Below are 21,684 nucleotides of genomic sequence, written 5' to 3'. Positions count from 1 at the left end.
AGAGTGCCGTCGCATGAGGATCATCGCGGCGGCACTCGCTGCTTTCCTGATACTTCCCGGGGTGGCTTCGGCATCGGACGACACCTTCTGGGACCTGAAACCCACCGGCACCGACGCGCGCTTCCGAGGACTGTCCGCGGTCAACGGGCAGGTCGCGTGGGTCAGCGGGTCGAAGGGCACCGTGCTGCGCACGACGAACGGCGGGCGGACGTGGGACTCCGTCGGGCCGCCCGGTACGGAGGCGCTGGAGTTCCGCGACATCGAGGCCTTCGACGCGCGCAACGCCGTCGCGTTGTCGATCGGCGAGGGTGAGTCGTCGCGGATCTACCGCACGGCCGACGGCGGTAAGAGCTGGCAGGAGGAGTTCCGGAACGCGGATCCGAAGGCGTTCTACGACTGCGTGGCGTTCTTCGACCGGTTCCGCGGGCTGGCGTTGAGTGATCCCGTCGACGGCAAGTTCCGTGTCCTCAGGACGTGGGACGGTGGGCGGTCGTGGCACGTCAACGACACCAAGGGCATGCCGGACGCGTTGCCGGGCGAGTTCGCGTTCGCGGCGTCCGGGCAGTGTGTGACGACCAGCGGCAACCACGCGTGGATCGCTACCGGCGGCGGGGCGAAGGCACGGGTGTTGGAGTCGCGGGACGGTGGGCGGTCGTGGAAGGCCTCCGACACGCCCTTGCCCAGCGGTGAGGCGGCCGGGGTGTTCGCGGTGGCGTTCAAGACGCCGTGGCGGGGTGTGGCTATCGGCGGGGACTACCTGAAGCCGACCGATCCGACGCCGGCGTTCGCGACCAACGACGGTCGCGGGTGGACGGCGGGCAAGCAGGCGCCGGTCGGGTATCGGTCCGGCATCGCCTATCGCGGGGACGGGCTGGTCGCGGTCGGTCCGTCCGGGACGGACACCAGCAGGGACGGCAAGTCCTGGAAGGTCGCGGACACCGGGAGTTTCGACACTGTGGACTGCGTCGGTTCCACCTGCTGGGCGGCGGGGGAGAAGGGGCGGGTCGGCCGGACCTGACATGCGTCTGCATCCTGGTGAGACCGAGGCTGCGGGCTGGCGGGTCACCAGGCTGGCCGACGTCGTGCGGCGGCTGCGGGAGGAGGCGCCCACCGGGCGTCCCCTCCTCGTCGCGATCGACGGGCGCGGCGGTGCCGGGAAGTCCACTCTCGCCGGACGGCTGCGGAGGATCGTGCCGCGGTCCGAGGTGGTGCACACCGACGACGTCGCCTGGCACCACGCCTACTTCGACTGGGCGGACCTGCTGGTCGAGAACGTGCTGGCGCCCCTGCGCCGGGGCGAGGCAGTGGCGTTCCGGCCGGTGGCCTGGGCCGAACACGACCGGCCCGGCGCGATCCAGGTCGCGTCCGGGTTGGACGTCGTGTGGATCGAGGGCACCGGGATCATCCGGGAGCGGTGCGCCGAGTGGATCGACGCCTCGATCTGGGTGCAGGGCGACCTGGACGAGCAGGAACGACGGCTGGTCGCCCGGGACGGTGACTCCGCCGAGCACCAATGGCACGTCGCCGCGTGGCTGGCCGAGGAGTTGCCGTTCCTGGCGCGCGAACAGCCGTGGCGCCAGGCGACCGTCGTCGTGGCAGGTACGACCACGCTCGACCACGATCCCGAGACGGAGATCGTCGTAGGTGTGTAACGCCTGCCGGGTGTCCGGCGAAAAAGGACGTGTCGGCCACTTCCGAGCGGGGTAGCCGATGCAGGTGTTCGACGGATTCTCGTTGCGTTGCAGGGACGTTGGCGAGGCCAATCTGCGAGTGAGGACCGGTGGTGCAGGGCCGCCGGTCCTCCTCTTGCACGGCCATCCGCGAACACACACCACATGGCACCGCGTCGCGCCGTTGCTGGCGAACGATTACACGGTCGTGTGCCCGGATCTTCGCGGTTACGGCGAATCCAGCAAACCCGGTGATTACTCGAAACGCGCCATGGCGCGCGACTTCGTGAACCTGATGAGCCAGCTGGGCCACGAGGAGTTCGCCGTCGCGGGCCACGACCGGGGCGCCGCCGCCGCCATCCGGCTCGCGCTCGACCACCCGGAGAGAGTCACGCGACTCGCCGTGCTGGACGGGCTGCCGATCGGCGCTCATCTCTCCCGTGCGAACGCCCGCTTCGCCCAGGACTGGTACCACTGGTTCTTCCTGGCACAGCAGGAACTCGCGGCCGCGATGATCAACCAGGACCCCGATCTCTGGTACGGCCGCCGCTACCACGACACGCCGCTCGCGATGGGCGTGGAGAACTGGGCCGACTTCCAGCGGGCGATCCACGACCCGGCGACCGTGCTCGCGATGTGCGGCGACTACCGCGCCGGTCTGGAGGTCGACCGCCGGCACGACGACGAGGACCGCGCCGCCGGGCGGAAGATCTCTTGCCCGGTGCTGGCGTTGTGGTCGGCCGGGGACGACCTCGGCGAGCTGTACGACGACCTGCCGGGGATCTGGGCCGAGTGGGCGGATGACGTGCGGGTACGTGCCCTCGACTGCGGTCACCACATGGCCGAGGAGGCACCCGTCGAACTGGTCCGGGAACTGCGGACCCTGTTCTGAACGGACCGTTGACGACAGGTGGTGATGAGGTTTCGGTGCGCGCACGCGTTAGGGTCTCTCCGTGGCCATCGCACGCGCCGAACGCCTTGTCAACCTGGTGCTGTGCCTGCTGTCGACCCGTCAGTACCTGACAGCGGAGCGCATCCGCGCCATCGTCCCCGGCTATCACGAAGCGCCGACGGACGAGGCGTTCTTCCGCATGTTCGAAAGGGACAAGTCCGAGCTGCGGGATCTCGGCGTGCCGCTCGAGACCGGCCGGCAGTCCAACGCCGAGGGCGCGGAGGACGGGTACCGGATCGCGCGGCGTGACTACGAGCTAGGCGACATCGACCTCGAACCCGACGAGGCCGCGGCCGTGGCGCTGGCCGCCCGGCTCTGGGACTCGCCGCAGCTCACGGGCGCGGTGCACGGGGCGTTGATCAAGCTGCGGGCCGCCGGGGTGGACGTCGACCAGGACACGCCCGCGGCCGTCGAGCCCAAGGTGCGGGCGAACGAGCCCGCGTTCCCGCCGCTGTTGCAGGCCGTGCAGGCGGGGCAGGTCGTCGCGTTCGACTACCGCAAGCCGCCGCCGGGCGGGCAGAAGGAACGAACGGTCGAGCCGTGGGGTGTCGTCGCGTGGCGCGGCAAGTGGTACCTCGTGGGCTGGGATCGTGAACGCAACGACACGCGCTGCTTCCGGCTCTCACGCGTCGTGGGCGCGGTCCGGACCGTGGGCAGGCCCAACGCCTTCACCGTTCCCGAAGGCACGGACCTGATGAGCCTCATCGCGCGCACGGAGGTCGATCCGCACCACACGGCGCCCGCCAAGATCTGGGTGGCCAAGGACCGGGCGCAGGGGCTGCGGCGGCACGCGAAGGTCGTCGAGGAACGCGACGGCGGCGACGTCGTCGAGATCGACCTGAAGTTCCCCGACTCGGCCGCCAAGTGGCTCGCCGGGTTCGGGCCCGACGTCGTGGTGCTGGAACCCGAGGTCCTGGCCAAGTCGGTCCGCGACCGCCTGCAGGGCGCACTGGAAGGAGCGCGGTGACCGCGTCGAACGAACGGCTGCCGCGTCTGCTCGCACTCGTGCCGTACCTGCTCACCCGCCCCGCCATCACCGTCAAGGAGGCCGCGGCCGACTTCGGCATCACGCCCAAGCAGCTGCGCAAGGACCTCGAACTGCTGTGGATGTGCGGCCTGCCCGGTTACGGGCCCGGTGACCTGATCGACCTGTCCTTCGAAGGGGAGACGATCACCGTCTCCTTCGACGCGGGCCTCGACCGGCCGTTGCGCCTCACCGCGGCCGAGGCGGCGTCGCTGCTGGTCGCGCTGCGGGCGCTGGCCGACACGCCTGGTGTGGTCGACACGGACGCCGTCCAGCGGGCGCTCGCGAAGATCGAGGCGGCGGTCGGCAAGGCGCAGCCGGCGGGCATGGTGGTCGGGCTCGGCGCGTTCGAACGCGGGGAGACCGCCGAGGTCCGCGCCGCCGTGCAGGACGCCGTGAAGCGCGAACGGGCCGTGCGCATCCGTTACTACTCGCAGTCGCACGACGCGATGAGCGACCGAGTGGTCGATCCGATGCGGCTGCTGCTCGTCGAGGGGCGCGGCTACCTCGAAGGATGGTGCCGCTCGGCGCTCGGCGTGCGCTTGTTCCGGCTCGACCGCATCGACGACGTCGAGGTGCTCGACGAGCCGTCCTCGCCTCCTCCGCACGCCCAGCTGACCGATACATCGGAGGGGTTGTTCCATCCACGGGACGATCAGAAGATCGCGGTCCTTCTTCTCGAACCGGACGCGCACTGGGTCGCCGAGTACTACCCGGTTGATCACTCGGCGGAGCTCTCGGACGGCCGCACGCGTGTCCTCATGCGCTACGACGACCCGTCCTGGATGGTCCGCCTGCTCCTCGGACTGGGCGGCGACGTGCACGTAGAGCAGCCGGCGGAACTGGCGGACGAGGTGGTCCGCCAGGCGCGGGAGGCATTGCGCCGGGCAGATCACCTGCTGTCCACCTAAGACGTATAGGTTGTGGTTGTGCCGTCGACACCGACCCTGGCGCTGATCGCGCTCGGCCTGATCGTGCTCGTCGCGATCATGGTCCGAGTCATCCGATCCTTGCGTCGATTCGCCCGTGCCCGCACTCTGGTGGGGGACAGGGTCGGGGACGGCGTGGGCCTGCTCAAGGCGCGATCCGCAGCGCTGAAGGTGGCCTTCGCACAACGACGCCCCAAGGAACAGGCCCGCACCAGGGCAAACCCCGCGTACGATCGTCGTGACGGGGGAGACAGGAGGATCACCAATGGGTAACCTCGGACCCACCGAGCTGATCATCATCGCAGTGGTGATCATTCTGCTGTTCGGTGCGAAGAAGCTTCCTGACATGGCGCGTTCGCTCGGCAAGTCGGCGAAGATCTTCAAGGCTGAGACCAAGGGCCTGCGCGACAACCACGACGCGGACGACGCGCCGGTGCAGCAGCAGCCCGCGCAGCAGCCGGTCCAGCAGCTCCCTCCGGCCCAGCCGCAGGTGCAGCAGCAGCCCCAGGTCGCGCCTCCGATCGAGCAGACCAGCCAGAACAAGGCCGCGAACAACTGACCCTCCGGTCTCCTGACTTGTAAGGACGGTCAACGCGGTGGCAAGTCCGTTCCGGTGGGTTGCTGAACGCCGGGAACGCGGCAGGCGCCGTCGGGGAAGCGCCGACGGCACGATGTCGCTCAAAGAGCACCTGTACGAGCTGAGGTACCGGCTCGGCCTGGCGATGCTGGTCATCGCCGTCGGTGCCATCTTCGGCTTCATCTGGTTCCAGGTGCGGCTCGGCCCGATCCCGTCGCTGGGCGACATCCTGACGGGGCCGTACTGCCAGCCGGATCTGGCGCAGTACCGAGCCAAGATCACCAACGACGGCACCTGCGCGTTGCTGCAGACCGAGCCGTTCGAGATCTTCCTCGTGCAGTTGCAGGTCGGCACGGCGGCGGGCGCGGTGCTGCTCAGCCCGTTGTGGCTGTACCAGATCTGGGCCTTCATCACGCCCGGCCTCTACCAGAAGGAACGCAAGTTCGCGCGCATGTTCGTCAGCGCCGGAGCGCTGCTGTTCGTGGCCGGCGCGGTGCTCGCGTACCTGGTGGTCCCCCAGGGCCTGAAGGTGCTGCTCGGCTTCGGTGGCGACAACTGGGTCACCGCGCTCACGGGTAGCAAGTACATCAACTTCGTCATCACGATGCTGTTCATCTTCGGGGTGAGCTTCCTGCTCCCCCTGGTCGTGGTGATGCTCAACCGCGCGGGCGTGCTGTCCTACGAGCGGCTGTCCAAGTGGCGGCGCGGCCTGCTGATGGGCCTGTTCGTGTTCGCCGCGATCGCGACGCCGGGCACCGACCCGATCTCGATGGTCGTGCTGGCCCTCGCGTTGTCGGTGCTGTTCGAGATGGCGATCCAGATCTCCCGCGTGCACGACAAGCGCAAGGCGAAGCTGCGTGCCGCCGAGGGTCTGGACGAGCTCGACGACGACGAGGCGGCGCCGTTCGACTACGTCGCGTCCGACGCCGACGGCAACGATCCCGGTGAGAAGGCCATCGCTTCGGAGCCCTCGAAGCGCGTGAACTACGACGACGCCACGTGACGCGGGCCGCCTTACTGGTGTGCCCCGCGTCGGGAAAGGGGCGAGCGGCCCGGATGGCCGGGTCGACCGCCGCGGCGTTGCGTCCGCACGTCTCGTCGTTGAAGCAGTTGGTCGCGCACGACGCCGAAGGCACGCTCGCGATGGCCCGTGAGGCCGTCGCGGACGGTGTCGACCTGCTGGTCGTCCTCGGCGGTGACGGTGCGGCCCACCTGGGCGTTCAGGCCGTCGCGGGCACGTCCACGGCGCTGGGCATCGTCCCGGCCGGCACCGGCAACGACCTGGCCGTGGCCGTCGGGTCCCGGTCGGTCGAGGACGTCGTGCACGGCACTCGCAAGCAGCTCGACCTCGGCCGGTTGTCGACGGGGCAGTGGTTCGCGACGGTGCTGTGCGCCGGGTTCGACTCCGCGGTCAACGAGCGGGCGAACGCGATGCGCTGGCCCGCCGGTCCGCGCCGCTACGACCTCGCGATCGTGGCCGAGCTGGCGTCGCTGAAGTCGGCGCCGCTGGTCGTGACGACCGAGGACCAGACGTTCGAGCTGGACGCGACGCTCGTGGCGATCGGCAACACGCCGAACTACGGCGGCGGCATCCCCGTGTGCCCCGGTGCCGACGCCCATGACGGGCTCTTCGACGTGACCGTGGTGGAGCACGGCAACCGCAGGATGCTGATGCGGATGCTGCCGACGTTGCGCACGGGCACGCATACCGAGCACCCGGCCGTGCGGACGTTCCGCGCGCGTGAGGTCTCTCTGTCCGGCGGTAACGGCTGGATCGCGTACGCCGATGGCGAACGCCAGGAGGCATTGCCGGTCTCAGTTCGGACGGTTCCAGGCGCTCTCACAGTCCTGGGTCGCTAAGTTGTACGGCTGTTCGGTTCGTTTTCGGTTTTCGGTAGGGATGCATGGAAACGCTTGAGTTTCAGTCCGAGGCCCGCCAGCTGCTGCAGCTGATGATCCACTCGATCTACTCGAACAAGGACACGTTCCTGCGCGAGCTGGTCTCGAACGCCTCCGACGCGCTGGACAAGCTGCGGCTGGAGTCGTTCCGCGACAAGGACATGGTCGTCGACGTCGACGACCTGCACGTCGTGATCGAGTCCGACCCCGCCGAGCGCACGCTCACCGTGCGGGACAACGGCATCGGCATGACGCGCGAGGACGTCGTGCGGCTGATCGGCACGATCGCCAAGTCCGGTACGGCGGAGTTCCTGAAGCAGCTCAAGGAACAGCAGTCCAGCACGTCGGACCTGATTGGCCAGTTCGGCATCGGCTTCTACTCGTCGTTCATGGTGGCGGACAAGGTCACCCTCGTGACGAAGTACCCGCACGCCGAGAAGGGCGTGCGCTGGGAGTCGAGTGGCGAGGCCACGTACACGATCGACGACGTGGACGACGCGCCGCAGGGCACCTCGGTCACGTTGCACCTCAAGCCGTCCGACGACGAGGACCGCCTGCCCGACTACACCGAGCCGGCGAAGATCAAGGAGATCGTCAAGCGCTACTCGGACTTCATCACCTGGCCGGTGCGCCTGGGCGGCGAGGAGATCAACTCCCGCAAGGCCCTGTGGGCGCGCCCGGCCGCCGAGGTGACGGAGGAGGAGTACGCCGAGTTCTACCGCCACATCAGCCACGACTGGAACGCGCCGCTCGAGACCATCCGCATGCAGGCGGAGGGCACGTTCGAGTACCAGGCCCTGCTGTTCCTGCCGGCGCAGGCGCCGATGGACCTGTTCATGCGCGACGGCAAGCGCGGTGTGCAGCTCTACGTGAAGCGCGTCTTCATCATGGAGGACTGCGCCGAGCTGATGCCGGAGTACCTGCGGTTCGTGAAGGGTGTCGTCGACGCGGCGGACCTCTCGCTGAACGTGTCGCGAGAGATCCTGCAGCAGGACCGCCAGATCCAGCTGATGCGCCGCCGTCTGGTGAAGAAGGTGCTCTCCTCGATCAAGTCGCTGCAGTCCTCGCGTCCCGACGACTACGCGAAGCTGTGGGGCGAGGTCGGCGCGGCGCTCAAGGAGGGCCTGCTCTCCGACACGGACAACCGCGACGCGATCCTGGAGGTCTGCTCCTTCGCCTCGACGAACTCCGCGGACTCGATGACGACGCTCGCCGAGTACGTCTCGCGGATGAAGGACGGCCAGGAGCACATCTACTACATGACCGGCGACTCGCGGACGTCCGTCGAGAACTCGCCGCACATGGAGGCCTTGCGCGCCAAGGGCTTCGAGGTGCTGATCCTCACCGACACGATCGACGAGATGTGGGTCGACTCCGTTCCGGCGTTCGACGGCAAGACGCTGCAGTCCGTCGCCAAGGGTCAGGTCGACCTGGAGACCGACGAGGAGAAGACGGCCAACGAGGCCAAGGCCGCGGAGTTCGGCGACCTGCTGACGTGGCTGAAGGAGCAGCTGGAGGACGACGTCAAGGACGTGCGTCTGTCCACGCGCCTGACGACCTCACCGGCGTGCGTCGTCGGCGACTCCTACGACATCACTCCGACCCTGGAGAAGATGTACAAGGCGATGGGGCAGGAGCTGCCGAAGATCAAGCGGATCCTGGAGCTCAACCCGTCGCACCCGCTGGTCGAGGGGCTGCACGGGGCGTTCGCGGCGGGCGAACGCGAGTCGCTCACCGACACCGCCGAGCTCGTCTACGGGCTGGCGTTGCTGGCTGAGGGCGGCGAACTCGCGGATCCGTCCCGTTTCGTGAAGCTGGTGGCGGACCGGGTGCAGCGCACGTTCTGACAAAACCGCAGGTGGAGGGCGATGTCCGAGGGACATCGCCCTCTGTCGTTTCAGTGTTGATTGAAGTTAATCTATCTCGGCGGCGATTGTCGGTGTGATGTGAAAGCCTGATGGAGTGTCAAGTGCTTCGCGGTCCCCGGCCGAGGCCTACGCCGAATCCCGGCGTCGTGCCGAACGGCCCAAGCTGACCGACTTCCTGTCCGTGATCTCGTTCGAGCTGGACCCGTTCCAGCGCCAGGCCTGCGAGGCCCTGGAGGACGGTCACGGAGTGCTCGTCTGCGCCCCCACCGGTGCCGGCAAGACGGTGGTGGGCGAGTTCGCCGTGCACCTGGCCCTGACCGAGGGCCGCAAGTGCTTCTACACCACGCCGATCAAGGCCCTGAGCAACCAGAAGTTCGCCGACCTCACCGCGCGGTACGGGGCGGACAAGATCGGCCTGCTCACCGGCGACACGAGCATCAACGGCGGCGCGCCCGTGGTCGTCATGACCACCGAGGTGCTGCGGAACATGCTCTACTCGGGTTCGTCCACTCTGGACGGACTCGCGTACGTCGTGATGGACGAGGTGCACTACCTCGCGGACCGGTTCCGCGGCCCCGTGTGGGAAGAGGTCATCCTGCACCTGCCCGAGCACGTGCAGGTGGTCGGCCTGTCCGCGACGGTCAGCAACGCCGAGGAGTTCGGCGAGTGGCTGGTCGAGGTGCGCGGCGACACCTCGGTCGTCGTCGACGAGCACCGGCCCGTGCCGCTGTGGCAGCACATGCTGGTGGGCAACCAGATGCTCGACCTGTTCGAGGGCGACCAGACGCACGCGCGGATCAACACCCAGGTGCTGCGCAAGACCGAGGAGCTCACGCGCTACCACGTGCCGTTCAGCCGCGGGCGCAACCGCAGCGGTGGCGGCGGCCCCGGCCGTCCGGCGCGCAACAGCGGGTTCAAGCCGACCTCGCGCACCGACATGATCCAGCGGCTCGACGCGGCCTCGCTGCTGCCCGCGATCGTGTTCGTGTTCAGCCGTGCGGGTTGTGACGCCGCGGTCGCGCAGACGGCCCGCGCGGGACTGCGGCTCAACTCGCCGGAGGAGACCGAGCAGGTTCGCCGGATCGTCGACGAGAAGACGCGCGACCTGCCGGAGGCCGACCTGGCGGTGCTCGGCTACTGGGAGTGGCGTGAGGCCCTGGAACGGGGCATCGCGTCGCACCACGCCGGGCTGCTGCCCGCGTTCAAGGAGACGGTCGAGGAGCTGTTCGTCCGCGGGCTGGTCAAGGTCGTGTTCGCGACCGAGACGCTCGCGCTGGGCATCAACATGCCCGCGCGGACGGTCGTGCTCGAAAAGCTCGTGAAGTACAACGGTGAGGCGCACGTCGACCTGACGCCGGGCGAGTACACGCAGCTCACGGGTCGCGCGGGGCGTCGTGGCATCGACGTCGAGGGGCACGCGGTCGTCGTCTGGCAGCCGGGGATCGACCCCAAGGCGGTCGGCGGGCTCGCGTCCACGCGCACGTACCCGCTGAGGTCGTCGTTCCGGCCCGGCTACAACATGGCCGTCAACCTCGTGGCCCAGCTCGGCGCCTCGGCCGCGCGCGCGATCCTGGAGCAGTCGCTCGCGCAGTTCCAGGCGGACCGGTCGGTGGTCGGGCTCGCCCGCCGCATCGACCGCAACAAGGAGGCGCTCGCCGGTTACACCGAGGCGATGACGTGCCACCTCGGCGACTTCACCGAGTACGCGGCACTGCGCCGCCGCATCGGCGACCGGGAGAAGCAGCTCGCGAAGCAGAACACGAACTCGCGCCGCATCGAGACGGCCAAGTCGCTCGAACGGCTGCGCAAGGGCGACGTGATCGCCGTGCCGTCCGGGCGTCGCAGCGGCCTCGCGGTCGTCGTCGACCCCGGCCTCGAGCCGATGGGCGAGGCGAAGCCGCTGGTCGTCACCGAGGACCGCTGGTCAGGCCGCCTCACGTCGGCCGACTTCCCGTCGCCGGTCGAGGTGCTGGGCCACATCCGGCTGCCCAAGCAGGTCGACGTGCGCTCGCCCAAGTCGCGGCGCGACCTCGCGTCCACGATCCGCAACACGGGCATCACCGTGCCGTCGCGGGGCCGCAGGCAGACCACGGCGGACGACGACCCCGAGCTCGCGACGCTGCGCCGGGCACTGCGCGCGCACCCGTGCCACGGCTGCGACCAGCGCGAGGACCACGCCAGGTGGGGCGAGCGGTACCACCGGCTGCTGGCCGAGACCGAGCAGCTGGAGCGCAAGGTCGCGGCGACGACGCACTCGCTGGCGCGTCAGTTCGACCGCATCCGCGCGTTGCTGCGCGAGCGCGGTTACCTCAGCGAGGCCGAGGAGATCACCGCCGACGGCAAGCGGCTGACCAGGCTCTACAGCGAGTCGGACCTGCTCGCGGCCGAGTGCATCCGCAACGGCGTGTGGAAGGGCCTCAAGCCGGAGGAACTGGCCGCCGTCGTGTCGTCGCTGGTCTACGAGGCGCGCAGGGACGGTCCCGTCGAGGCGCGGCTGCCGCAGGGCCCGGTCGCCGACGCGATGCTCAAGACCGTGCGGCTGTGGGCGGAGATCGAGGACGACGAGCGCCGGCACAAGCTCGAACGCATCACCCGCCAGCCGGATCCGGGCTTCGCCTGGCCGGTGTACCGCTGGGCGCGCGGCGAGTCGCTGGAGAAGGTGCTCGTGGCCGCCGAGGCCGGCGGCAACGAGCTCGGCGCGGGCGACTTCGTGCGCTGGTGCCGGCAGGTGATCGACCTTTTGGACCAGATCCGCGAGGTGGTCGGCCGCCAGGACCCGGTCGGAGCGGCCGCGGCCAAGGCCGTCGACGCGCTGAGGCGCGGAGTTGTGGCGATGATGTGACATGGGCCTGACGAAGGTTTTGCGAGTCGGAGTAAAGACTGACGTCAACGGTGTGATTGGATTTCGCCGCAACGTCGTACACGTGGAGGTCGACAGATGAGCAGCCCGTACGGACCGTCCGGAGGGAACGATCCGCAGCAGCCGTGGGGCCAGCAGCCGCAGCCGCCGCAGCAGCCCTATGGAGGCGGTTTCCCTCCCGGCACGCCGTCCGGCGGCTTCCCGGCGCAGAACCCGGGGCAGCAGAACCCCTACGGCCCGCCGCAGCCCCAGCCGGGCCAGCAGCAGCCGTACCCGGGTTTCGACCCGTCGCAGCAGCAGACGCAGCAGTACGGCATGCCCGGCCAGCAGCCTCAGTCGAACCCGTACGGCACCCCCGCACAGGACCCGTACGGCCAGCAGACGCAGCAGTACGGCATGCCGGGCCAGCAACAGCAGCCCAACCCGTACGGCCAGCAGCCGGGTTACGGCCCGCCGGTGCCGCCGAAGAAGAAGTCCAGCGCGGCCATCTGGGTCGCCGCTGTGGTCGTCGTCCTGCTCGTCGGTGGCGTGCTGTTCACCGGGTTCGTGTCGCCGGCCTTCTTCAAGAAGAAGATCTTCGACAACACCGCGGTGCAGAGCGGCATCGTCCAGATCCTGAAGGACGAGTACAAGATCTCCGACGTCGGCGCGGCGACCTGCGCCGGTGAGAACGAGGTCAAGCCCAACACCTCGTTCGAGTGCAAGGTGCAGGTCGGCGGCAAGGACAAGAAGGTCAAGATCGTCGTCAAGACCGAGGACGGCGAGTACGAGGTCGGCCAGCCCACCGGCTGATCGTCCGGTTGTGCTTCGCGAGGCGTCCGCCAGAACTGTTCTGGCGGACGCCTTTCGCGTCCGGCCGGGAAACTGAGGTGCGTTCGCGCGCCCGCTGAGCCAGGATCGCGGGCGTGACCGACATCCGCGTTCTCACCGACGAAGCGCAGTATCGCGCCCACCACGGGCTCTTCCGCCGTGCGATGCACTGGAGTCCGGCCGAGGACGACAAGTGGGAGATCATCCGGCAGACCTACGAGCCCGGCCGGACGCATGCCGCGTTCGAGGGCGACGAGATGGTCGGCACGACGCAGACCTTCGGTGGCTCGATGGTGGTGCCCGGTGGCGCCGTCGTACCGCACGCCGCCGTGTCGCGCGTGGGGGTTCGTGCGGACTACACGCGCCGTGGCGTGCTGAGCGCCTTGATGCGCGAGCAACTCTCGACGCTGTCGGATCCCGTCGCGACTTTGCGTGCGTCGGAGGGCCGCATCTACGGCCGTTTCGGGTACGGGCTCGCCGGGCGGGTGCGGTTCCTGCGGATCGACGCGCGCAAGGCCGTGATCCCGGGCTCGCCGGTCGGACGCGTGCGGATGGTGGACCCCGACACCTCGGACAAGCTGGTGCCGGAGCTGCACGCCACGTTCGGGCTCGACCGTCCTGGTCAGATCTCCCGCTGGGCCGGCTGGTGGGCGATCCACCAGGAGCGCAAGGGCGCGGCCGAGAACGTGGTCACCGTCGTCCACAGTGGACCGGACGGCGACGACGGTTACGTGTGCTACAAGGTGTCCGAGGACAAGGACTTCAAGCACAACATGGAGATCGAGGACTTCGCGTGGGCCAACGCCGACGCGTGGCGCGACCTCTGGATCTACCTGACGCGGCTGGACCTGATCGACGAGATCAACGTCGACGCCGCCCTCGACGACCCGGTGAACTGGCTGTTCGAGGACCCGCGGGTCGTGTACACGAAGGACGTCTTCGACCAGATCTGGCTGCGGCTGGTGGACGTGCCGCGCATGCTCGCCGCCCGCACCTACGGCGTCGCCGAGCCCGTCGTCATCGAGGTACGCGACAGTCTGCTGCCCGCGAACGACGGCAGCTACCGCGTGTCTCCGGACGGTGCCGAACGCGTCGACGGCCCCGCCGACATCACGATCCCCGCCGACCTGCTCGGAGCCGTCTACCTCGGCGACACGAGGTTCTCGGACCTCGCGGCCGCCAAGCGGATCGAAGGCTCGCGGTTCGACGAGGCCGACGCGTTGTTCGCCGTCCCCGTCGCACCGCTCTGCTCGACCTTCTTCTAGCCGCGCCGCTCCATCGCGTTCACCAGGCGCGGCACCGAACTGCCGAGGCCCCAGCGCTGCGTGAGCTCACGCAGCCGCTCGGGGTCGGCGGGCACGCGCGGCACCTCGTCGGAGCGGTCCAGGACGACCGGGGCGTCCAGCGCCGTGCGGACGACCAGGGGTGCCACCGCCAGGTAGTCCTCGGCCGCGATGAGGGCGTTGCGGGCCTTGGTGGTGAGCTTGCGGTCCATCGGGTCCGTCACGGCCTTGAGGACGGCGTCGAGCGAGCCGAACTCGGTGATGAGCTTCGCCGCGGTCTTCTCGCCGATGCCCGCGACGCCCGGCAGGCCGTCGGACGGGTCGCCGCGCATCACGGACATGTCGGCGTACGCGGAACCCGCGTTCTCGACGGGCAGCGAGTACTTGGTGGCCAGTTCCTCCGGACCGAGGACCTCGGCCTTGTTCCAGCCGCGGCCGACGTAGACGACGTGCACGGGCGTGGGGTCGAAGCGCACGACCTGGAACATGTCGCGGTCGCCCGTCACCACCTCGACGCGGGACTTCTTCTCGTGGTGGGCGAGCGCGCCGATCACGTCGTCGGCCTCGTAACCCGCCGCCTCGCCGGTGCAGATGCCGGCGGCGTCGAGCACGTCGAGGATGATCGGGATCTGCGGCGTCAGCGTGTCCGGGACCTCCTCGGACCCGTCGGTGGCGCCCTCGGCGACGCGATGCGCCTTGTAGGACGGCAGCGCCTTGACCCGGAACTCGGGCCGCCAGTCGGCGTCGAGGCAGGCGACCAGCCGGGCCGCGCCGCGTTCGGTGATGACGCGGGCGATCGTGTCGACGAACCCGCGCACGGCGTTCACCGGCGTGCCGTCGGGCGCCGTCATCGAGTCCGGCAGCGCGTAGTACGACCGGAAGTAGAGGCTCGCGGAGTCGAGCAGCACCAGGGGAGAGCTCACGAGTGGACAAACTACTCGTGCGTGGACCGCTGACGCTTGCCGGACGCGTTCAGCGCTCCCGTGAGGTGTCCTGCTGAGTGCCGAAGGCGTGCGGCGGGCATTGCGGTCCACGCACTAGGATTTCGACCATGGCAACGATCACCGGGCCCATCGACGTGTCCGCGCTGCGTGCGCGGCTTGACCGCGCCACCGCCGCCGCCGAGCAGGCGGGCGTCGACGCCCTCCTCATCTCGCCCGGCTCGGACCTGCGGTACCTGATCGGCGCCGGTGGCGACTCGTTCGAGCGCCTCACCTGCCTCGCGCTGCCGGTGGGCGGCACGCCGAGGCTGGTCGTGCCGAAGCTGGAGCAGCCGGGTTACGCGGCCATCCCCACGGACGAACTCGGCGTCGAGGTCGTCACCTGGGTCGACGGCGAGGACCCGTACGCGCTGGTCAAGGACGCGCTGAAGGGCACCCGCACGGCGGTCGCGGACATGATGCCCGCGCTGCACACCATCAAGCTCGGCCACGCGATCGGCGGCGAGCAGTCGCTGGCCGGGCCGATCATCCGCGAGCTGCGCATGCGCAAGGACACCGCCGAGATCGACGCCCTGCGCAAGGCCGGTGCCGCGATCGACCGCGTGCACGCGCGCATGGGCGAGTTCCTGCGGGTCGGCCGCACCGAGCGTGAGGTCGCCAAGGACATCGCCGCCGCGATCGTCGAGGAAGGCCACACCGTCGCCGACTTCGTGATCGTCGGCTCCGGCCCGAACGGCGCGTCCCCGCACCACCGCGACTCCGACCGCGTGGTGCAGGCGGGCGAGGTCGTCGTCATCGACATCGGCGGCCCGGTCGCCGAGGGCTACAACTCCGACTCGACCCGCACCTACGTGATGGGCGAGCCCACTTACGACGACGTCCGGGACACCTACGCGGTGCTCCAGGCGGCGCAGCAGGCCGCGGTGGACGCCGTGAAGCCTGGCGTGACCTGTGAGGAGATCGACGCCGTAGCCCGCAAGGTCATCACCGACGCGGGCTTCGGCGAGTACTTCGTGCACCGCACCGGCCACGGCATCGGCCTGGACGTGCACGAGGAGCCCTACATCGTCAGCGGCAACTCCCTGCCGCTCGAAGCGGGCATGGCCTTCAGCGTGGAGCCCGGCATCTACCTGCCCGGCCGCTGGGGCGCGCGCATCGAGGACATCGTGGTCGCCACCCCGGACGGCGTCGAGTCCTTCAACAACCGACCTCACGACCTGGTGGTGCTTTGACCCTCGAGCAGATCGACAGAGCGATACTGAAGGAACTCGCCTCGGACGGCCGGTGCAGCTTCACCGACCTCGCCGAGCGCGTGGGCCTGTCCGTGTCGGCCGTGCACCAACGCGTGAAGCGCCTCGAACAGCGCGGCATCGTGAAGGGCTACGCGGCCCGGCTGGACGGCACCGAGATCGGCCTGCCGATGTCCGCGTTCATCTCGCTGTTCCCGATCAACCCCGCCGAGCCGGACGACTACCCGAAGCGCCTCGAGCACCTCGCGGAGATCGAGGCCTGCTACTCGGTGGCGGGCGACGCGTCCTACGTCCTGCGGGTCCGCGTCGCCTCGCCGGTCGCGCTGGAGGAGCTCCTCCAGAAGATCCGGGAGTCGGCGAACGTCTCGACGCGGACGACGGTCGTGCTGTCCACGCCTTACGAGGACAGGCCTCCGGCGGTCTGAACCTGTCCGTCGGCGAGCAGCAGCACTCGGTCGGCGACGGCGTGCACGGCGTCGTGGTGCGTGGCGATCAGCACCGCGGCGCCCTCGTCGGCGACCCGCCGCAGCAGCCCCACGGCCGCCACAGCGCTCACGGCGTCCAGGTGCGCGGTCGGTTCGTCCGCGAGCAACGCCGACGGCCGCGCCACGACAGCGCGTGCCAGCGCCGCCCGCTGCTGCTGCCCGAACGAGACCTGCCCCGGATACCGGGCACCCAGCCCGGAGATCCCCAGCTCCGCCAGCAACTCCGCGACCCCGGCCACCTCGCGCCCCGCCAGCCGCAGCGGCAGCGCGACGTTCTCCTCCAGCGTCAGCTCGGACGCCAGCCCGAGCGACTGCGGCAGAACCGCGCAGGCGGACCACGAAGCCAGTCCGGGCAGCACCGACCCGCTGTCCGGGAAGTCGAACCCGCACAACAGGGACAGCAAAGCCGTCTTCCCGGACCCGGACGGCCCGCTCAGGGTGACCAGCTCACCGGCAGCGACGGCCAGATCCACCCCGCGCAGCACGGAGACACCACCGAAGGTCCGGTGCACGCCGTCCGCCCGGATCATGACGCGGCCAGCGGGATGCACAGGTCCGCCAGCGACACGAGCCGCGGGTCGTGCGACGCCACCACAGCGGGCACCGGCAAGGACTCCAGGATCTCCAGCACGAGATCGGCGGACTTCACGTCGAGCTGCGAGGTCGGTTCGTCGGCGATCACGACCGAAGCGCCACGGGCGATGGCGCACCCGAACGCCAGACGTTGTTGCTGCCCACCGGAGAGAGCACCGATTCGCCAGGTCGCGGACCCGCCCAGCCCGAGCTGGTCCAGCAGCGAGAAGTCCTCGGCACCGGCCGCGCGGAGGTTCTCGCCGACGGTCAGGTGCGCGATCAGGTTGTCGGCCGGGTTCTGGAACACCACGGCGATCTCCTTGCGCCGCAACGCCCGCAGCTGCGTCCACGACAGCGACGAGGTCGGCACGTCGTGCACGAACACCTCGCCCAGGGACGGACGTTCGATCAGCGAGAGCACGCGCAGCAGTGTCGACTTGCCAGACCCGGAAGGTCCGGACAGAACGGTGAGGCCGGGCGCGATCGACAACGACATGTCCGCGACGGCGCGCACGGAACCGTAGGACACCCCTACGCCACAAGCGCGAATCACCTGAGCAGTTCTCCCATCCGTGCGGTGCGCACACCGCGCAACGCGAGCCAGGCCGCCACGACGACCACCAGGGCGCCGCACGTCACCATAGAAGTCAGCAACGGCACCAGGTCCGGCAGCATCGGGGCCGGGTTCAGCCACGGCGCGGGATCCAGGCGCGGTACGGCCGCTCCCGCGCTCATGAACGAGGCCACCGAGCCTATCCCGAGTGCCAGCAACGCCAGCGCGCCCACTTCCAGGAGATGACTCGACCACAGCACGGACGGGCGCATGCCCATGCGGGTCGACAGCGCGCCGGAGACGGCGTTCTGCCGGCGGCGGACCTCGACGGCCAGCAGCAGTGCCACGGCGGCGACCACGGCCAGGACTACGCCGATCGCCGCCACGAAGCCGAACGTCCACTCGACGGTCAGGAACGGCAGGCCGTCCAGCACGCGGGCGCGGTCGGCGACGTTCGTGTAGTGGATGCCCTCGGCCTGCAGGGCGGAAGTCAAGGCGGACAACGGAAGCGACGACCACAGGTGCCACGAGCCGACCTGTTCGGCGGCGGGCACCGAGTCGCGGGCGACCACGTAACCGCGCGTGCCGAGCTTCGGGAACGACGGCAGCGACGCCACGGGCTTGAGCAACGGCAGGCCGGGGACCTGGATCTCCTGGTTCGCCGAACGGCCGATGCGCACGGCCTGCGCGATCTCACCGTCCCGCCGCAACCCCGAGAGCAGCGAACGCACCGACGCGGCGTCGTTCAGAACGGCGGCGTCGGTGAAGGTCACAGGGTCCACGACCAACGCACCGGTGCTCACGCCGACGAGAGTGGTGTTGCCCCGCAACGATGACGGCAGCGCGACCCGGCCGAGCGCGATGTCCTGCGACACCTGGACCGTGCTGTTGGCGCCGACGAACACGCCCGACTTCGAGTCCAGCGCCGACTGCTGCGCACCCGCCACCGCGCTGCCGACCGCGATGGTGCCGACCGCCAGCACACCCACCAGCAGCACACCGGTCACGGGACCGGTGGCCGCGGCCAGGCGGCGCACCGCCAGCTGGGCGGCCGGCACCCGCCACCACTGCACGTGGTGCGACCAGCCCAGTGACCACCGCAGCAGCCGGGTCGCGAGCAACGCCGCCGCCAGCACCACGAGCAGTGGGAACGCCAGCGCGGCCACGTCGACGCGCGGCAGCGTGCCCGACTTCAACGCCGTGCCCAACCCGTTGTGGGACAGGCGAACCCACGCCAGCACGGCCAGTCCGGCGACGACCAGTTCCCACGGCACCAGCGAAAGCCGCCGCGTCCGGGCCCGGGCCTGGAACGTCCGGTGCGCTCGCCAGGCCGCCACGAGCACGGTCACCGCCAGGCTCAGCACCACCACGGCCAGCACGAAACCCAGCGCCACCCAGAGCGTTCCGGACGCCAGCACGACCCCAGGCGCGTACAACGGCAACAGCAGCCGCGCGGCCACCAGTCCGAGCAGACCGCCCAGGACCAGCGGCAACCCCAGTTCCAGCACGCCGCGAAAACCCAGGGACAACGGACTCGCCCCACGCACCCACAGCAGCCGCAGCTCGGAAAGCCGGCGCTGCGCCCACTGCACGGTCACGGTGCCCACACCCGCGAGCCCGACCAGCACGCTGATGATCACCAACGGCAGCAGCGCGGACGAGACGTTGCGCTCCGCGGTGCGGGCCGCCGTGATCGCCCCGGTCAGCAGGTCGGTCCGCGTCAGCGACAGCCCGAGCGACGCCAGCCGCGCGTTGCCGTTGTCCCGCAGCGTCTCCGCCTCGGCGAGCGTCGCCGGTGGCTCGACCGGGAAGCGCAGCGACACCGTGGCGTACTCCGTGAACTCCGGCGGCAGCAGCGCGAGGTCCGAGGAGGAGGCCACCCAGATCACCGACGTGCTGGCGCCGTCACCGCCCAGCGGGTTCGGCACCACGGACTTCGCCTCGGAACACCACCACCCGGACACGGGCTGGGTGAGGTCGGCGTAGATCGCGGTCACCACCAGCGACGACCCGGTCAGCCGGTCGCCGACCTTCACCCGAGCGGCCGTGGCGATCGTCTGCGGCACCCACAACCCGGTGCCACCGCCCTGCACGACGGTCAGGTGCCGCAGCGCGTCCGGCCGATGACCGAAGCGGCCGTAGGTCGCGAGGCCGTTGAAGTCGGGCCGGCCGATCGGTGTGTAGGCGGCGCCCAGGTCGCTGCGCGCCGCCATCTCGACGGCCGCCGCCAGCGGCATCCCGTCCCCGTCCAGCGACGGATGCACGGAATGCGGGCACATCCGGCCCTGCTGGTAGGCGAGAGCGGCACTGCCCGCCGCTGAGGAGTGCAGTGCGGCCGCGGCCACCACGAAGCCCAGCAGCAACGTCGTCGCGATGCTCACCAGCAACGTGAGCGGACTCGACAGCGCGGCCCTGGGCGCGGCTCTCCACGGCAACTGCACCTGCGCACGCTAACCGGCGACTCAGGAATTTGGGAGGCTTTCGACGGTAACGGAACGCATGACCCCGAACCGCGCTCCGAACGGGTCGACGAGCACCGCGATCCGGCCGACCCCGTCCAGGTCGTGGGGTGCGAGCAGCACCGGCGCGGAGGCCGCGGTCTGATCCACATCGGCCACCTCGAAGTACGGCAACCAGAACGCCTGCGTGTCCGCGACGATCGCGCCGAACAGCCGCCCGGTTCCCGCGCCCGCCGGCCGCAGGAACTGGCCGGGCGCACCCGGAATCAGCTCGATCTCCCACGAGAACAGCGACCGGTAGAAGGCCGCGGACGCGCTGGGCGCGGGGGAGTGGAGTTCGAGCCACGTCAGCGATCCCGGGATCGACACCGCGCCGATCCCGGGGCGTTCTCCCGCCTGCCACACGCCGAACTCGCCGCCGTGCGGATCGGTCAGCCGGACGTCGGCCGCCGGTTCCGCGCCGGACGCGGCGAAGTGGACGGTCCACGAACCGGACTGCGAGGGCACCTGCCCCGCGACCGTCAGGCCCGCGTGGGTGAACACGCCGGTGCCCGGGGTGTCGAGCGGCTGGTAGCCCCAGCCGAGCACGCGCCCGTAGAACTCCGCCGCGGCGGCCTCGTCGGACGTGCCCAGATCGAGCCAGGCAGGCGCTCCGGGCACGAAGTCGGTAGTGATCATCTACGCCCACCTCCAGCGGATACCTACCCAGTTCACCGACACATCAGTCTCGAAGTGGTGCACGGAGTTCGTGTGGTCGGGTTCCAGGTCGATCGTCCGGTGCGGTTGCGGCTCCTCCCAGTCCTGGAGGTAGACGTGCGGGTCGACGGGCGGCGCGGCCGGGTCGAAGTGCACCTCGATCAGGCTCTGCGCGAGGAAGCACCGCACGCCGTGCGCGTACTCGATGCTGTCCAGCCGCGTCGGGTCGTGCGCGGTGTACTCGAAGACCCAGGTCTCGCCTTCCAGCAACGGCTTGTCGAACAGCAGCTCGTCCACGACCACGCGCTCGGTCTCGTTCCGCGTGGACCGGCCGAGACGGCAGTTGCGGACGGGCTCCTGCCGCACCTCCGCCGTCTCCACCGAGTCGTCGCAGAAGTAGTGCGCGTAGAAGCGGTCGACGCCGTCACGACGTGCCCGGACGACCACCTGCGCGTCGACCCGGGACGCGTGCCGGGCGGCGTCCACGAACACCCTGTCGTGCCGGGAGAGGATCTCCAGGTCGTTCGCGTTGAAGCCGGGCATCATGCCGGGCACGACGTCCGGCCAGCCGCTCGGGCCGGTGTGCTCGAGCAGGGTCCGCAGCGCGCGGGGCGGCACCTCCAGCAGCTCTTCCAGGACCGAGACGGCCCTGAGCGACTTCGGGGAGTTCGGCCGCACCCGGCCCTGCTGCCAGTCGCTCAGCGTGGACAACGCCACCGCCACGTCCTGTTGTGCCAGGCGTAGCCGCAGCCGTTCCAGCGTCAGGCCACGCCGGCGGATGGCCGCGCGCAGTGCCGAGTGGAACGGTCCGATGCGCAGCAGCGCTTCCAGACTGGGCGTCGTTGTCACGCGCAT

At 69.9% G+C, this 21,684-nt stretch carries 21 protein-coding genes; 15 read left to right on the top strand and 6 right to left on the bottom strand.

Annotated elements, in window-relative coordinates; genetic code table 11:
• Nucleotides 1-13: 13 nt before the first annotated feature.
• From ACH413_RS08590 to ACH413_RS08530, 13 genes are all read left to right on the top strand, one after another.
• On the top strand, nt 14-1,018 hold the full coding sequence (locus tag ACH413_RS08590) for an oxidoreductase (RefSeq protein WP_360033145.1): 1,005 nt from the start codon (nt 14-16) through the stop codon (nt 1,016-1,018).
• Between the two features lies 1 nt (nt 1,019).
• The gene (locus ACH413_RS08585) at nt 1,020-1,652 is read left to right on the top strand and encodes a hypothetical protein (RefSeq protein ID WP_360033148.1); all 633 of its coding nucleotides are present in this window, start codon (nt 1,020-1,022) and stop codon (nt 1,650-1,652) included.
• 58 nt (nt 1,653-1,710) lie between these two features.
• Nucleotides 1,711-2,562, top strand: coding sequence for an alpha/beta fold hydrolase (locus ACH413_RS08580; RefSeq protein ID WP_396424928.1), 852 nt, complete (start codon nt 1,711-1,713; stop codon nt 2,560-2,562).
• 61 nt (nt 2,563-2,623) lie between these two features.
• The gene (locus ACH413_RS08575; protein WP_360033151.1) at nt 2,624-3,589 is read left to right on the top strand and encodes a WYL domain-containing protein; all 966 of its coding nucleotides are present in this window, start codon (nt 2,624-2,626) and stop codon (nt 3,587-3,589) included.
• The gene (locus ACH413_RS08570) at nt 3,586-4,557 is read left to right on the top strand and encodes a YafY family protein (protein ID WP_360033154.1); all 972 of its coding nucleotides are present in this window, start codon (nt 3,586-3,588) and stop codon (nt 4,555-4,557) included. Before ACH413_RS08575 ends, ACH413_RS08570 begins: the two co-directional genes overlap by 4 nt.
• A gap of 18 nt (nt 4,558-4,575) precedes the next feature.
• Complete coding sequence (locus tag ACH413_RS08565; protein WP_360033156.1) at nt 4,576-4,848, top strand: bacteriophage holin; 273 nt, start codon at nt 4,576-4,578, stop codon at nt 4,846-4,848.
• The gene (gene tatA, locus ACH413_RS08560; RefSeq protein ID WP_360033159.1) at nt 4,841-5,134 is read left to right on the top strand and encodes a Sec-independent protein translocase subunit TatA; all 294 of its coding nucleotides are present in this window, start codon (nt 4,841-4,843) and stop codon (nt 5,132-5,134) included. Before ACH413_RS08565 ends, tatA begins: the two co-directional genes overlap by 8 nt.
• A 112-nt stretch (nt 5,135-5,246) precedes the next feature.
• Nucleotides 5,247-6,155 carry a twin-arginine translocase subunit TatC gene (gene tatC, locus ACH413_RS08555; RefSeq protein ID WP_360033829.1) on the top strand — a complete coding sequence of 303 codons (909 nt, stop codon included), beginning with the start codon at nt 5,247-5,249 and terminating at the stop codon, nt 6,153-6,155.
• Nucleotides 6,152-7,012, top strand: a complete 861-nt coding sequence (locus tag ACH413_RS08550) for a diacylglycerol kinase family protein (protein ID WP_360033161.1) — start codon at nt 6,152-6,154, stop codon at nt 7,010-7,012. Before tatC ends, ACH413_RS08550 begins: the two co-directional genes overlap by 4 nt.
• A gap of 44 nt (nt 7,013-7,056) precedes the next feature.
• Entirely contained in the window at nt 7,057-8,898 is a 1,842-nt protein-coding gene (gene htpG / locus ACH413_RS08545) for a molecular chaperone HtpG (RefSeq protein WP_360033164.1), read from the top strand.
• A 115-nt stretch (nt 8,899-9,013) separates the two neighbouring features.
• Complete coding sequence (locus tag ACH413_RS08540) at nt 9,014-11,761, top strand: DEAD/DEAH box helicase (RefSeq protein WP_360033167.1); 2,748 nt, start codon at nt 9,014-9,016, stop codon at nt 11,759-11,761.
• A 96-nt stretch (nt 11,762-11,857) separates the two neighbouring features.
• On the top strand, nt 11,858-12,571 hold the full coding sequence (locus tag ACH413_RS08535; protein WP_360033170.1) for a DUF4333 domain-containing protein: 714 nt from the start codon (nt 11,858-11,860) through the stop codon (nt 12,569-12,571).
• 113 nt (nt 12,572-12,684) lie between these two features.
• Complete coding sequence (locus tag ACH413_RS08530; protein WP_360033173.1) at nt 12,685-13,854, top strand: GNAT family N-acetyltransferase; 1,170 nt, start codon at nt 12,685-12,687, stop codon at nt 13,852-13,854.
• Here ACH413_RS08530 and ACH413_RS08525 read toward each other — a convergent pair.
• Nucleotides 13,851-14,795: a 5'-3' exonuclease gene (locus ACH413_RS08525; protein WP_360033176.1), complete on the bottom strand. Its 945-nt coding sequence runs from the start codon at nt 14,793-14,795 to the stop codon at nt 13,851-13,853. The genes ACH413_RS08530 and ACH413_RS08525 overlap by 4 nt on opposite strands.
• Before the next feature lie 128 nt (nt 14,796-14,923).
• Between ACH413_RS08525 and ACH413_RS08520 the strand changes: the two genes are divergently transcribed.
• A complete protein-coding gene (locus ACH413_RS08520; protein ID WP_360033179.1) occupies nt 14,924-16,045 on the top strand; it encodes a Xaa-Pro peptidase family protein in 1,122 nt (373 codons plus the stop codon).
• A complete protein-coding gene (locus ACH413_RS08515) occupies nt 16,042-16,488 on the top strand; it encodes an Lrp/AsnC family transcriptional regulator (RefSeq protein ID WP_360033182.1) in 447 nt (148 codons plus the stop codon). The genes ACH413_RS08520 and ACH413_RS08515 overlap by 4 nt, the downstream gene beginning before the upstream one ends.
• Here ACH413_RS08515 and ACH413_RS08510 read toward each other — a convergent pair.
• The 5 genes from ACH413_RS08510 to ACH413_RS08490 are packed head-to-tail and all read right to left on the bottom strand — an operon-like array spanning nt 16,461 to nt 21,678.
• Complete coding sequence (locus ACH413_RS08510; protein ID WP_360033185.1) at nt 16,461-17,078, bottom strand: ATP-binding cassette domain-containing protein; 618 nt, start codon at nt 17,076-17,078, stop codon at nt 16,461-16,463. The two genes, ACH413_RS08515 and ACH413_RS08510, sit on opposite strands and share 28 nt — an antisense overlap.
• Nucleotides 17,075-17,650 carry an ATP-binding cassette domain-containing protein gene (locus ACH413_RS08505; protein ID WP_360033188.1) on the bottom strand — a complete coding sequence of 192 codons (576 nt, stop codon included), beginning with the start codon at nt 17,648-17,650 and terminating at the stop codon, nt 17,075-17,077. The genes ACH413_RS08510 and ACH413_RS08505 overlap by 4 nt, the downstream gene beginning before the upstream one ends.
• A gap of 20 nt (nt 17,651-17,670) precedes the next feature.
• Entirely contained in the window at nt 17,671-20,115 is a 2,445-nt protein-coding gene (locus ACH413_RS08500; RefSeq protein WP_360033190.1) for an ABC transporter permease, read from the bottom strand.
• Nucleotides 20,116-20,136: 21 nt separating this feature from the next.
• Nucleotides 20,137-20,811: a hypothetical protein gene (locus ACH413_RS08495; RefSeq protein ID WP_360033193.1), complete on the bottom strand. Its 675-nt coding sequence runs from the start codon at nt 20,809-20,811 to the stop codon at nt 20,137-20,139.
• Complete coding sequence (locus ACH413_RS08490; RefSeq protein WP_360033196.1) at nt 20,812-21,678, bottom strand: hypothetical protein; 867 nt, start codon at nt 21,676-21,678, stop codon at nt 20,812-20,814.
• Nucleotides 21,679-21,684 lie beyond the last annotated feature (6 nt).

It is taken from the genome of Lentzea sp. NPDC020367 (assembly GCF_044387305.1).
In the GTDB taxonomy this organism is placed as follows: Bacteria; Actinomycetota; Actinomycetes; order Mycobacteriales; family Pseudonocardiaceae; genus Lentzea.
The sequence above is the reverse complement of the archived record's forward strand: the minus strand, read 5'-3'. Positions and strand labels throughout refer to the sequence as shown.